The organism is Amycolatopsis sp. NPDC000009, from assembly GCF_055563465.1.
Genome location: NZ_JBVHDI010000017.1, coordinates 55,045 through 68,933, shown reverse-complemented (window position 1 = coordinate 68,933; position 13,889 = coordinate 55,045). Strand labels below are relative to the sequence as shown.

Sequence of the window (13,889 nt, the reverse complement as noted above, 5' to 3'; positions counted from 1 at the left end):
CTGCGAAGGAGCTCTTCACGAAGTCTCCACGAGTTCTCAACGAGGCGTGAAGGACTTCGTGGCCTGCTGAAACGCCTCGACGTACTTGGGCAGCTCGTCCAGGATCTCGCGGAGCCTGCCCTCGGGTCCGGTGTAGGCCGGGTCGGCGAGGAGGGCGTAGCCGAAGGCCAGCGTCCGCTGAAGCTCGGTGATGCGGGCTTCGGCCTCATCGGCGTCGAGCACCAGCCTGCCGTTCCTGGCGAGGCTGAGCAGGACGTCACCGGCGAAGTGTTCTTGATCCTGGCTCACTGTCACAGCATGCACAGCCGCGCATGCCCGGACCAGCGCCCGCCGGCATTCTGCCCCTGGGAACGTCCGGCTTTGCCCGGTCGCGCCTCGTCTGAACGGTGCCTGAAACCCACATGAACGGACATCCGACAGTCCACGAACCGGCATGTTCCGGGCACGGCCGCCGAAACCCACACGGTGCGTGCCCGATTGATTGCGAAACCCACATCGGCGCCACTAGGCTTTCCGCTGAGCAGGACACTCTTTTCGGCAGTCGGACGCACAGGCGGCAGGTCATGGACGAGGTTTCCTCGCTGACGGTGCGCCTGCTGGGCGGTTCGCCCGTCCGCCACGGCGAGGGTGAGATCGCGCTGGGTCCCGCCCAGCGTCAGGCGGTGTTCGCGACGCTCGCCCTGCGCGCCGGCCAGTTCGTCTCCCGTAAGGAGATCATCGACGCCGTCTGGGGCGAGCGGCCCCCGGACAGCGCCACCGGCATCGTGTACACCTACGTCTCCGCGCTGCGCCGCGCGCTGGAGCCGGCGGGCGAACCGCTCGTCGCCAGCCGCGCCGGCTACAACCTCGACCTGCCGAGGCAGCAGGTCGACGTCCACGTCTTCGAAGCGGAGCTGGAGCGGGCACGCGCGCACCGGCTGGCAGGCTCGCCCGAACGGGAACTGGAGTCGCTTCGCTCCGCGCTCGGGCAATGGCGGGGTTCCGCGCTCGACGGGATCCCCGGGCCGTTCGCCGAGACCCAGCGCGCCCGGCTGAACGAGCTGCGGATGAACGCGCTCGAACGGCAGGCCGAGGTCGCGCTGCACCTCGGCGGCTACCGCGAACTCGTTGGCGAGCTCGCCGTGCTGGTCGAGCGCCATCCGTTGCGCGAAGGCCTGCACCGGATGCTGATCACCGCGTTGTTCCGGTCCGGCAGGCAGGCCGAGGCGCTGGCCGCGTTCGACCGCGCCCGCGAGACGATCATCGAGCAGTCCGGCCTGGAACCCGGGCCGGAGCTGCTCGCCCTGCGGCAGCGGGTCCTGGACGACGATCCGGCGCTGCACCACCAGGATCGGCCGGAACGGCATCGGCGGGCCCACGCCCTGCCCGGACGACCGTCCACCTTCGTCGGCCGGGAGTTCGAACTCCGCCGGGTGCGCCGTCATCTGTCCGCGCTGCTCGACGAAGGCCGCGGCGGGACGATCTGGCTCGACGGCGAGGCGGGCGGTGGCAAGAGCGCGTTCCTGGCCGAGGCCCTCGCCGACGCGAGGAGCCGCACGCGCTGGGTCGAAGCCGACGAGCTGACCGGCGCGGTCCCGCTGAGCCTCATCGTCGACTGCCTCGGCGGCGAAGCGCTCGTGGATCTCGGCGAAACGGTCACCGAACTGTGCGAAGACGGGCCGTGGGTGCTCGTCTTCGAAGACCTGCACTGGGCCGACGAGGAAAGCCTGCTCGCCTGGCAGCGGCTGCACCGGTACACCGCGCATCTGCCGCTGCTGCTGGTCGGCTCGGCTCGCCCCCTCCCCCGGCGCCGCACCCTCGAAGTCCTCCGCACGCGGCTCGACGGGGACGTCATCTCGCTCCCGCCGTTCGACGGCCCGGCCGTCGCCGCGCTCGCCGAGGAGACCTTGGCCAGGGAGCCGGGCGAGGACTTCCTCGGGTTCGCCGCCGAGTACAGCGCCGGGAACGTCGGCTACCTGTGCGAGCTGTTCGCCGAGTTCGCCGACGGGCGCGAGCCCGGCATCGCGCCGCACGGCAGGCTCGCCACCGTGGTCGATGATCATCTCGCCGCGCTTTCCGCGCCGTGCAAGCGAACGCTGACCTCGGCGGCGCTGCTCGGCTCGTCGTTCACGGTCGCCGACCTGACGGATGTCACCGGCCGCGAACTGCGGGCGCTCATCGGAGCGGTCGAAGAGGCGCTCGCCGCGCGTGTGCTGGAATCCGAGGGAGAACGGCTGCGGTTCCGGGTCCCGCTGGTGCGGGAGGTGTTCGCCGCGAACACCCCGCCCGCCATCCGCGCCGTGCTGCACCAGGAGATCGCCGCGACCATGGCGGGTTCCGGCGCGCCCGCGGACCGCGTCGCGGAGCAGTTGCTCCAGGTCGGCGACGAGCTGACGGCCCGCTGGATCCCGCAGTGGCTGCTCGACAACGTCCGCGCGCTGTCCGCCGGGCCGGCGGTCGAACTGCTCCACTTGCTTTCCCACCAACGAAATCTGACCGAGGAGCAGCACCGGAGCCTGGCGGGCGAGCTCGCCGCGCTCCTTTTGCCCGAAACGGGCGCCGCGCCCGCCTGGTCCGCGCAGCCCTGGTGCGCGCCGCTGCACGCGCTCGCCCGGGTGCGCGACCGAACCGGACCGAGGACGTCCTAAACTGCGGGGACACAGTAGTGATCCGGCCACTTTCGGTGCATGACGAGAAATGGAGCCGGCGTGACGAACGGGCTGCGCGTCGAGCTGCTCGGGCCGCCTCGTGCCTGGCTCGACGACGTCGAGCTGAAGCTCGGGCCCGCCCGGCAGCGCGCGGTCTTCGCCACCCTCGCGGCGCGTCACGGCCAGGCGATCTCCCTCGGCGAACTGATCTCCGGCGTCTGGGGCGAGTCGGCGCCCGCCAGCGCCGCCGGCAGCGTCCACACCTACGTCTCCGGTCTGCGCGGGGCGATCCGCAAGGCGGGCGGTGACGCGCACGAGGTCCTGAGCTCGTCCGGGTCGAGCTACGTACTGCGGTTGGACCGGGACGAGCTCGACGTCAGCCGATTCGAACAGGACGCCGCGGCCGCCCGGCGACTGCTCGCGCACCCCGATCAGCGGGGCGCGGCCGCCAGGCTCACCACCGCGCTCGGTCTCTGGCGCGGCGAGGCGTACTCCGGAGTGCCGGGCCCGTTCGCCGAAGCGGAACGCGTCCGGCTCACCGAACTCCAGCTCACCGCCACCGAACTGCGCGCCGCGGCCCTGCTCGGCATCGGTGACCATCGCGAAGTGGTGGCCGAACTGACCGCGCTGGTGCAGCGGCACCCGTTGCGCGAGTCGTTGCACGAGACGCTCATGCGCGCCCTGCACGCCAGCGGGCGGCCGATCGAAGCGCTCAGCGCGTACCGCGAGGCCAGGCGGATACTGCGGGACGAACTCGGCGTCGAACCCGGTGCGCCGCTGCGTGATCTGCATCAACGCATCCTGGACGGCAGCGAAAAACCGGTCACCCGGCCGAAACCGGTTCCGGTCCGCGTCGTGCCACCGCCGGTCGCCAAGGCGATCGAACGCGGCGGCCAGTGCCCGCTGCCCGGACGTGCCCGGGAGGTCGAGCGGCTGGACGGCTTCGTCACGGACGTGCTCGCCGGCCGCGGCCGCCCGGTCTGGCTCGAAGGCGAACCGGGTATCGGCAAATCCGAACTGCTGATCGCCGGGCTGTCGGGCGCCGCGGCGCGGGGCTGTCAGCTGGCCTGGACCGCGGCCGACGAGCTGCGGCAACGGTTCCCGCTGCAGGTGATCATGGAATGCCTCGGGGTGCACCACGGCGCGGCGGATCCGGCCAAGGCGAAGCTGGCCGGCGAGCTGCACGCCGAACCCGCGCACGGGAACTGGGGCCCCGCCGACCCGATCCTGTCCACTGTGGACAAATTGCTGGCGCTGGTCGACGAGACCTGCGCGGCCGGCCCGCTGGTACTGGTGATCGACGACCTCCACTGGGCGGACGAGGCGAGTGTGCTGCTGTGGCAGCGGCTGGCCGCCGCCACCCGTCAGCTGCCGCTCCTGCTGGTGGCCGCCACGCGTACCGGGCACGGCCGCCGCGACCTCGCCCAGCTCCGTCGCGGGATCGAGGCGAGGGAGGGCGAGATCATGCCGGTCGAGGTGCTGACCGACGACGACGTCGCCGCCGTGTTCGAGGTGGTCCTCGGCGCCGGGCTCGGGCCGAGCCTGCGCCCGCTGGTCCGGCGCGCGGCCGGAAATCCGCTCTACGCCAGGGAAATCGCGCACGATCTGGTCCGCACCGGCTCGTTGCGGATCAAGGACGGCGTGGCCGAGGTGACGCTGGACGGCACTGAGAACGCGCCGAGGTCGCTGCTGGCGGCGGTGGCCAGGACGCTGGAATGCCTCGACCCCGCCACGACCGAGATCCTGCGGACCGCCTCGCTGCTGGGCGCGGAGTTCGCCGTCGAGGACCTGGCCGCGCTGGCGGAAAAGGGTCCGCTGGAGGTCCTGCGGGAGCTGGAGCCCGCCATCACCGCGGGCGTCATCGAGTACGCCGGCGACAAACTCGCCTTCCACCATCCATTCCAGCGGCAGGCGCTCTACGGTGCCATCGCCGAACCGGTCCGCGCCGCGTTGCACCGGCGCGCCGCCGAATCGCTCGCGCGGGCGGGCGCGCCGATCAAACGGGTCGCCGAGCAGCTGGCGGCCGGGCCGGTGCCGTTCGACCCGTGGCTGGCGGGCTGGCTCACCGCCAACCACGTCGCGGTGTCCAACCGGGCTCCGCATATCGCGGCCGACCTGCTCCGCGGCGCGCTCGACAGCACGGTGCCCACCGGCGAGCAGCGGAAGACGCTGATCGCCGCGCTGGTCCGTGTGCTGTTCCGGCTCGAACTGGCTCCGGAGGCGGAAGCCGAACAGGCGGTGAAGATCGTCACCGACAAGGCGGATCTGGCGCAGATGCGGCATTTCGTCGCCGCGCTGCGGTATCGCCGGGGCGACACACCGGGTGCGATCGAGGCGCTCGGCGACACCGCGGACGACCCGTCGATGCCGGAGCTGTGGCGCACCAGCACCCGGACGCTGCTCGCCAACTTCCGGCGCGGCACGCTCGCCGATCTCGACGAGACCGAACGGATCGCACGGGCCCTGCACGCCGAAGCGACCGAGCGTTACCCCGCCGCGCACGCGCAGCAGACGTTGTGGCTCGTGCATTCGATCCGCCGCGAGCACGACCGGGCGCTGACCGCGATCGACGCGGCGCTGGAGACCACGGGCGACGAGGCCGACCTGGCGACGCTGCGGTTCGACCTGCTCGACAACCGCCTGTTCACCCTGCAGAACCTCGACCGGCTGAGCGAGGCCGACGCCACGCTGCGCGCCGGGTACGAGACGGCCGCGCGGCACGGCCTGCCCACCGGGCCTCAGGTCTCGGCGGCCGTGCACTACTACTGGACCGGCCGGTGGGACGAGGCGCTGGCCGAACTGGACTCGGTCACCGAGGACGGCCCGGCGATCACCTTCTACGGCGTCCGCGAGCCGGGCGCCGCCGCCCTGCTGCTGCACGGGGTCGCCGCCCTCATCGCCGGCCACCGCGACGAACGCGTCGCCGTCCGCGCGCATCTCGAAGCGGCCGAGGCGCACTCGCCGTCGAACTCTTCCGAGCGCGAGAGCTGCGACTTCTACCTGGCGGCGCAGGCGATGGCCGCCGAACAGCGCGGCGAACTCGACGACGCGCTGCGGCTCATCGCGCCGGTGCTGCGCCCCGACTACGCCCGGATGATGCTGCGTCACCAATGGCTTCCCGACGTCGTCCGCGTCGCGCTCGCCGCCGGGAAGGACGCCGTCGCAAGGGAAGCGCTCGCCGTCTGCACCGAGGAAGCGAGCCAGGAGACCGTCCCCGCCAGGGCGACCGCGGCCGCGCTCCGGTGCCGGTCGCTGATCGACGGCGACCCCGACGGCATGCTGGCCGCGGCCGATCACTACCGCGAGGTCGACCGCCCGATCGAACTAGCGGCCGCCCTGGAGGACGCCGCCGAACTGCTCGGCCGCGCCGGTTACCTCGAAGCGGCGACGCGTTCGCTCACCGAAGCGTGCGAGGTGCTCGGCGACGTCGGGGCCACCTGGAGCATCCGCCGGGCGGAGAGCAGGCTGCGCCGCTACGGCGTGCTGAGCCGCGCCGAGCGGAGTCCCCGGCACAGCGGGGCGCTGTCGCCGCTGGAGCTGCAGGTCGCGCGGCTGGTGGCGGCGAAGCTGTCGAACCCGGAGATCGCCGCCGAGCTGAGCCTGCCGCGGCGGACGGTGCAGTCGCTGGTGTCCAGGGTCCTGACCAAACTGCACGCCGATTCCCGGCTGACCGTCGGCGACCAGCTGCCGAGACGACTCGCGTGACCGCACGACCGAGGAGAACCATGACCCGCGTACTGGCCGGATTGACGGCTCTCGTGCTGCTGCTCAGCGGCTGTTCGGGCACGCCGGAAGCCGGCGGCCGGATCAAACTCACCGTCGCCACGTTCGGCGAGTTCGGGTACGAGAAGCTCTTCGACGAGTACGAGAAGTCCCATCCGGGGATCACCGTCGAGGGCCGGGTCGCCGACTTCGAAACGCATCACCGCCAGCTCGCCACCGGGCTCGGCGCCGGGCGTGGCAGCGCGGACGTCGTGGCGATCGAGGAGCAGTACCTCCCCAAGTTCCGCCAGTCGACGGACAAGTTCAGCGACCTGTCCGAGTTCGGCGCGCAGAGCCTCCGCGAGCACTGGCCTGCCTGGAAATGGGACCAGGGCACCGCCGAAAACGGGAAATTCGTGATGGGCCTCGGCACCGACATGGGCAGCCTCGCCCTCTGCTACCGGCGCGACCTGTTCGCGAACGCCGGTCTGCCTGCCGACCGGGACCAGGTGGCCGCGCTGTGGCCGACGTGGGAGAAGTTCGCCGAGACCGGTGAGCGGTTCAGCGCCAAGGCGCCGGACGACGTCAAATTCGCCGACTCGGCGGGCACCGTCTACACGGCGATGCTCAACCAGGCGCAGGAGAACTACTTCGCCAAGGACGAGCGGTTCATCGCCGACACGAACCCCAACGTGCGCAAGGCCTTCGAACTGGCTGGCGGGATGGCGCTGAAGAAGGAGACGGCCGCGGTCACCACCTTCACCCAGCCGTGGACGGTGGCGATCAAGCAGAGCCGGTTCGCCGCCATCACCTGCCCCGCGTGGATGCTCACCCAGATCGAAGAGGCGGGCGGACCGGAGCTCGCGGGCAAATGGGACGTCACTTCGGTTCCGGGCAAGGCGGGCAACTGGGGCGGCTCGTTCCTGACCGTCCCGAAGCAGGGCGCACACCGCAAGGAGGCCTACGACCTCGCCGTCTGGCTCACCGCGCCCGAACAGCAGAAACGGATCTTCCTGGAAAGCGGGCTGCTGCCGAGCGCGCTGGGCGCGTACCAGGACCCCGCCGTGCTTTCCCACACCAGCCAGTACTTCAGCGGCGCGCCGATCGGCAAGATCTTCGCGGCCTCCGCCGAGGCCTTGCGGCCGAACTACCGCGGGCTGCGCGACGGCGAGGTGCGCCCGGTGTACGGGCACGCGCTGGGCCGCGTCGAAGAAGGGAAGCAGTCGCTCGAGGAGGCATGGAGCCAGGCCGCGACCGAAGGCCGCGCCGCGGCCGCCAACTGAGCGGGGATGGCGTGACACGCAGGTTTCCGGCCGGGTTCCGCTGGGGCACGGCCACGGCGGCCTACCAGATCGAGGGCTCGACGACGGCGGACGGCCGCGGACCGTCCATTTGGGACACTTTCACCGCACGGCCGGGCCTGGCCACCGGCGACCCGGCTTGCGACCACTACCGGCGTTACCGTGAGGACATCGGGCTGCTGAGCGGGCTCGGCGTGCCGCATTACCGGTTCTCCGTCGCGTGGCCGCGGGTCATGCCGGACGGCCGCACGGTCGAGCCACGAGGCCTCGCCTTCTACGATCGTCTTGTCGACACGGTGCTGGAGCACGGGATCACCCCGATGGTGACGCTCTACCACTGGGATCTACCGGAAGCGCTGCAAGCGGAAGGCGGCTGGCCGGCTCGCGACGTCGCGAGCCTTTTCGCCGACTACGCACTGACCGTCCACAATGTACTCGGGGACCGGGTGCGGCAGTGGACCACGATCAACGAACCGTTCTGCGCCGCCTTCATCGGCTACGGCAACGGTGATCACGCGCCGGGCCTCAAGGACGAGGGCGCGGCACTGGTCGCCGGGCACCATCTCCTGCTCGCGCACGGCAAGGCCGCGCAGGCGCTGCGGTCCGGTGGCGGCGAGCAGGAAGTGTCCATCGTGCTCAACTTCGCCCCGGTGCTGACCGACGTGGACGACGCCGCGCACCGCGAGGCCGCGCGCAAATTCGACTTCCTGCACAACAGGTTCTTCCTCGACCCCTTGCTGGGCCGCGGCTATCCACCCGAACTGCTGGCGGATCTGGCGCATCTCGGCACACTGGAACCGGCGATCGCCGACGGTGATCTGGAGATCATCGCGCAGCCGCTGGACGTCCTCGGCGTCAACTACTACGCGCCCGCCCGCGCTGTCCCGCTCGAAGATCCCGAGGCCGACAGCAACTGCCCGCTACCCGGCCTCCGCGGAATGGACGTCCAGCCGCCCCGCGGCGACCTGACCTCTCTCGGCTGGGAACAGCGGCCCTCGTCGTTCACCGATCTGTTGCTGTGGCTGCACGAACACTGCCCCGGACTGCCGCTCGTGATCGCGGAAAACGGTGCCGCCTTCGAGGACGAGGTCCTCGATGGGCGGGTGCACGACGAGAAACGCGTGCGATACTTCGCCGAACACCTCGCCGCCGTGCACGACGCGATCGAACGCGGCGCCGACGTCCGCGGCTACATGGCCTGGTCGCTGCTGGACAACTTCGAGTGGGCGATGGGGTACACGCAACGGTTCGGCCTCGTGCACGTCGACTTCGACACGCAGGAACGAGTACTCAAGGACAGCGCGCGGTTCTATGCGGATGTGGTGGCACGCAACGGGCTTTAGTTCGGGTGTTGCCGACGCACTGGCGTCGGGGACTTTCGGCGGCCGGTGCGTATGGATACGACCTCGCGCGCAGCAACGAGCCCCCTCCGCGGATGCGGTATCAGCCAGGTGTTGCCGGAAAACGACGACGCCCTGGCGTCGGGAACTGTCGGTGGCCGGTCGTACGTTGTGCGTGTGGATGCGACCTCTCGCAAACAGCGAGCCCCTCCGCGGACATGGCGACACACAACAGGCTCCCGCAAGATGTTGCCGAAAAATGGCGACGCACTGGCGTCGGGAACTGTCGGTGGCCGGTCGTACGTTGTGCGTGCGGCGACGACCTCGCAAGCAGCAACATGCCGCCCTACGCGGATGCGTTGGCACGCAACGAGCATCAGCCAGGTGACGCCCGAAACCGACGACACACAGGCACCGAGAACTGCCGCCGACCGGATACAAGTTGAGCGCGCAGACACGGCCTCTCACGCAGCAACGAGCACCCAACCTACGCGGATCTGGCGACACACAGCAGGCATCAACAAGGCGTTGCCGGAAAACGACGACACACTGCCGCCGGGAACTGTCGGCAGCCGGACACAAGTCGAGCGCACAGACACAACCTCGCACAAACAACGAGCCCCTACACGGACATAGCTACACACAACAGGCTCCCGCAAGATGATGCCGAGAAACGACGACGCACAGGCACCGGAAACTGTCGGTGGTCGGTTGTAGCTTCTGTATGTGGACACACGCAACGCCATTGTGGCGCTACTCAAGGAAATCACCTCTTCTGACATGCTCCGGGAGGTCAATGACGCGCTGGATTCGTTGGAGGACAAGGATGCTGTCGACGCTGCCGTGGCGGCGTCGGAGGGGATCGCACGGCTGGAAGCGGTCCGGTTCCGCGCGCTAGCGCAACTGAACAGGCACCGCGACGGCGCGTCGAGTGTGACGCAGGAAGTCGCATTCGCACTGTCTGTTGTAGACGGTCACGCGGCCGGTCTGGTCTCCACGGCCGCGGCGCTGACCAGCCGCCTGCCGCGGACGCTGGGATTGCTGGATCGCGGGCAGGTGGGTGGTTACGGGGCGATGAAGGTCGCCACCGCGACCGCGTGGCTGTCCGACGACGACGCCCGCGCGGTGGACAAGGTCCTGGAAGACCGCCTGCCGGACAAGAACTCGGACCAGATCCGGAAGGCGGCGAATCACGCGGCGATGATGGCCGACCGCGACGGCGCGGCCCGCCGTGTGGAACGGCACCGCGCCGGGCGCCGGTTGTCGATCCGGCAAGGTGAGACCGGGGTCGCCTCGATCGAGGTCGAGGACGGGCCGGTGGAGAAAGTCGCCGCCGCCTACACACGGATCGACCGCGAAGCCCGCGCCCTCAGAACGGGCGGGGAGACCCGCACCCTCGATCAGCTGCGCGCCGACATCGCTCTCGACCTCCTGCTCGGCGGCCAAGGCGGCAAGAGCGAACGGTCCGAAGTGTTCCTCTACATGGACCTCAGCACCTATCTGGGGGTGAACGAGGATCCCGCGGAGCTGGCCGGGCACGGGCACATCCCGGCGTCGCTGGCCCGGCAGATCGCGTCCGGGCCGGACACGGTGCTGCGGCGGATCATCACCGACCCCCTCTCCGGACAAGTACTCGACCTCGGCCGGGACCGATATCGGCCCACGGCAGGTCTCGATGAGTTCGTGCGGGTCCGGGACCGAGAATGCCGAAGACCCGGCTGCTACCGTGTCGCCCAAGCCTGCGATCTCGACCATACGGTGCCCTGGCAACACGGCGGCCACACCGCCGACACCGACCTGGTCGACCTCTGCCGCCGCGACCACCGCTTGAAAGACGAACCCGGCTGGATCTATCGGCTCACGTCGGACGGCACCCTCACCATCACCACACCCACGGGGCGAACCTACGACAGCACACCACCGCCATTACATGAACCCCGCACCGAGAAACCACCGTTCTGAGCCATCGTCGAAAACCGGCAACGGTACGGCCGGACTGAAGTCCGCTCGCGATCATGCCGCGGGCCGACCTGGCACCAGCGGTCGAACCGCACGCCACCCATCGACATACCGACCACAAACCTCAACGCGACCGCGGCCGCAACGCGCCACACGTCTACACAGCAACCTGTCGTCGCCGAAAAACGGCATCGCCCGGGCTGAAGTCCACTCGCGACCACGCCATAGGCCGGCCAGCCAGCAACCGCGGAACCCCTTGCCACCCATCGACAACGCCGAAGCAGCCACAGCCCGACCGCAGAACCAGGAACTTCAACCCAACCACGGCCACACAGCTATACGACAAGCTGTCGTCGCCGAAAAACGGCACCGCCCGGCCTGAACCACCGAAAAGGACCCGACCGCAAAACCCGGGACCCCACCACGACCATCGCGGTCAGGCCCGCGGCGCGCCTCGCATCACGCCGTCGACCACCTTCCTGGCCAGCAGGATGAACAGCACGATCACGGGCAGCACACCGATCGTGGCCGCGGTGAGCATCAGCGAGTAGTCGGTGAAGTAGCCGCTCGCCAGCCGCGACAGCGCCACCTGGACGGTCGGATGCGCGTTGGGGTCGAGCACGATCAGCGGCCAGAAGAAGTCGTTCCACGCGGTCATGAACGTCAGCATCGCGAGCACGGCGGCCTGAGGGCGGATGGCGGGCATGGCGACATGCCAGAACAGCCGCACCGTCGAACAGCCGTCGACGCGTCCGGCGTCGAGCAGTTCGCCGGGGATCGCCTCTTCGCACGCCTGCCGCATCCAGAACACGCTGAACGCGCCGACCAGCCCCGGCACGATCACCGCCTCCAGCCGTCCGTACCAGCCGAGTTCGCCGACCACGAGGTAGAGCGGGATGACGCCGAGCTGGGCGGGCACCATGGCGGTGCCGATGACCACGAGGAAGAGCGAGTCCCGGCCCGGGAAGCGCAGCCGCGCGAAGGCGAACCCGGCCATACTGGAGAGCAGCACGTTCGAAACGGTCACCGTGCCGGCGACGATCAGCGAGTTCTGCATCGCCAGCCAGAAATCGACGGTCCCGAAGACCCTGCCCACGTTCTCGACCAGGTTGCCGCCGGGCAGCAGCGGCGGCGTGGTCTCACCGAGGGCCGAATTGTCCTTCGAGGACACCACGAACGACCAGTACAGCGGGAAGATCGAAGCGACACCGACGGCGAGCAACAGCCCGTAGACGACGAAGCCGGTCCGTTCCCTGGCCGCCACGAGTCACTCACCGCCCCGCATGCGGCGCACGAGTGAGAAGTTGACCAGCGCGAACACGGCCGAGCACAGGAACAGCAACCACGCGATGGCCGCCGCGTATCCGGTGTCGAACTCGCCGAACCCCTTTTCGTACAGGTACATGGCGAGGGTCTGGAACTGCCGGTCGGCGCCGCCCGTCCCGTTGACGCCGGTGTCGTCGAACAGCTGCGGCTCGGCGAACAGCTGCAACCCGCCGATGGTCGAGACGACGACGGTGAAGGCGATGGTGGGGCGGATCGCGGGCACGGTGATGGCCCAGAAGGTCCGCCAGCGCGAGGCACCGTCGAGCATCGCGGCGTCATAGCGTTCCTGCGGCACGGACTGCATGGCCGCGAGATAGAGCAGCGCGTTGTAGCCGGTCCAGCGCCACATCACCATCGTGCTCACCGCGACGTGCGAGGCGAAGCGGTCCGAACGCCAGTCCACCGGATCGATCCCCACCAGGCCCAGCGCCCAGTTGACGACGCCGTAGTCCTCGGCGAACAGCTGACCGAACACCAGCGCCACCGCGACCACCGAGACGACGTTGGGCAACAGCACACTCGCCCGCCACAGGGTCCGCGCCCGCAAGGGACGGTCGAGGAGCGCGGCGAGCCCGAGCGCGGCCAGCAGTTGCGGGACGGTCGAGAGGACGAAGATGCTGACCGTGTTGAAGAGCGCGTTGTAGAAATACGGATCCTGGAGCAGGACGGCGAAATTGCCGAGACCGGCGAACCCGGTGTCACCGTTGACCAGATGCCAATGGTGCAGCGCCACCCAGGCGGTGTAGAGCAACGGAAAAAGGCCGAACACGCCGAAGAGGACGTAGAACGGCGCGGTCATCAGGTATCCGGCGAGCCGCTCGCCCGTACGCTTCAAACGATGATCACCTTGACGCCCGCCAGGCTGATGTCGTCGATCTCCCGGGGTTCGGCGCCACTGTCGGTGATCAGGGTGTCGACGTCACAAAGGCCCCCGAACCGGGCGAAATGGTCGTCGCCGATCTTCGTGTGATCGGCCAGCAGCACCGTCCGCCGGGCGGACGCGATGGCCGCGCGCTTCACCATCGCCTCGGCGGTGTCCGGGGTGGTGAGCCCCCGCTCGACGGAAAGACCGTTGGTACCGAGGAAAGCGACGTCGACGAAGGTGTCCTTGAGGGCGTCGAGCGCCCAGCCGTCGACCGATGCCATCGCGTGGCCACGCAGCCTTCCCCCGACCAGCATCAGCGTGACGCCGGGCCGGTTGGCGAGCGTGAACGCGTTCGGCAGGGAAGGGGTGACCACGGTCAGCCCGCGATCGGCGGGAACGAGGTTCGCCAACCTGGCCACCGTGGTGCCCGCGTCCAGCAGGATCGCGCCCCCGTCGGGGATCTGTTCCAGCGCCGCGGCGGCGATACGGTCCTTCTCCACGCTCATCACCGCGTCGCGGGCGTCGAGTCCCGGCTCGATGCCCAGCCGCTCCACGGGGATCGCGCCGCCGTGCACCCGCCGCACCACTCCGCTGCGCTCCAGCGCCGTCAGGTCACGGCGGACGGTCTCGCTGGTGATCTCGAAAGCCGCCGCGAGCGTCGCCACGTCGACCCGGCCGTTCTGCCGCGCCTGTTTGAGGATGGCGCGCTGCCGCTCTTCGGCGTACAACGGTCACCTCCTGCCCTGGCGGATGAGCGGTCATGGCGACA

The 13,889-nt window shown here is 69.8% G+C and carries 9 protein-coding genes; 5 read left to right on the top strand and 4 right to left on the bottom strand.

Annotation, left to right across the window (positions count from 1 at the left end):
- Positions 1-36 precede the first annotated feature (36 nt).
- Complete coding sequence (locus ACZ3HL_RS33255) at positions 37-288, bottom strand: hypothetical protein (protein ID WP_465412865.1); 252 nt, start codon at positions 286-288, stop codon at positions 37-39.
- A gap of 275 nt (positions 289-563) precedes the next feature.
- On the opposite strand from ACZ3HL_RS33255, the gene ACZ3HL_RS33250 reads away from it, so the two are divergent.
- From ACZ3HL_RS33250 to ACZ3HL_RS33230, 5 genes are all read left to right on the top strand, one after another.
- Positions 564-2,627, top strand: a complete 2,064-nt coding sequence (locus ACZ3HL_RS33250) for a BTAD domain-containing putative transcriptional regulator (protein WP_465535306.1) — start codon at positions 564-566, stop codon at positions 2,625-2,627.
- 60 nt (positions 2,628-2,687) lie between these two features.
- Positions 2,688-6,332, top strand: a complete 3,645-nt coding sequence (locus ACZ3HL_RS33245) for a BTAD domain-containing putative transcriptional regulator (protein WP_465535388.1) — start codon at positions 2,688-2,690, stop codon at positions 6,330-6,332.
- Positions 6,333-6,352: 20 nt separating this feature from the next.
- The gene (locus ACZ3HL_RS33240) at positions 6,353-7,612 is read left to right on the top strand and encodes an ABC transporter substrate-binding protein (protein ID WP_465412862.1); all 1,260 of its coding nucleotides are present in this window, start codon (positions 6,353-6,355) and stop codon (positions 7,610-7,612) included.
- Positions 7,613-7,623: 11 nt separating this feature from the next.
- A complete protein-coding gene (locus tag ACZ3HL_RS33235; RefSeq protein ID WP_465535305.1) occupies positions 7,624-8,973 on the top strand; it encodes a GH1 family beta-glucosidase in 1,350 nt (449 codons plus the stop codon).
- Between the two features lie 777 nt (positions 8,974-9,750).
- Positions 9,751-10,932 carry an HNH endonuclease signature motif containing protein gene (locus tag ACZ3HL_RS33230; protein ID WP_465535387.1) on the top strand — a complete coding sequence of 394 codons (1,182 nt, stop codon included), beginning with the start codon at positions 9,751-9,753 and terminating at the stop codon, positions 10,930-10,932.
- Between the two features lie 433 nt (positions 10,933-11,365).
- Here the strand turns inward: ACZ3HL_RS33230 and ACZ3HL_RS33225 are convergent, their stop codons facing one another.
- The 3 genes from ACZ3HL_RS33225 to ACZ3HL_RS33215 are packed head-to-tail and all read right to left on the bottom strand — an operon-like array spanning position 11,366 to position 13,848.
- A complete protein-coding gene (locus ACZ3HL_RS33225; RefSeq protein ID WP_465535304.1) occupies positions 11,366-12,193 on the bottom strand; it encodes a carbohydrate ABC transporter permease in 828 nt (275 codons plus the stop codon).
- Between the two features lie 3 nt (positions 12,194-12,196).
- Positions 12,197-13,090 (bottom strand): carbohydrate ABC transporter permease, encoded by an 894-nt coding sequence (locus tag ACZ3HL_RS33220; protein WP_465535303.1) that lies wholly within the window; start codon positions 13,088-13,090, stop codon positions 12,197-12,199.
- Positions 13,087-13,848, bottom strand: a complete 762-nt coding sequence (locus tag ACZ3HL_RS33215) for a DeoR/GlpR family DNA-binding transcription regulator (RefSeq protein WP_465535302.1) — start codon at positions 13,846-13,848, stop codon at positions 13,087-13,089. The genes ACZ3HL_RS33220 and ACZ3HL_RS33215 overlap by 4 nt, the downstream gene beginning before the upstream one ends.
- Positions 13,849-13,889 lie beyond the last annotated feature (41 nt).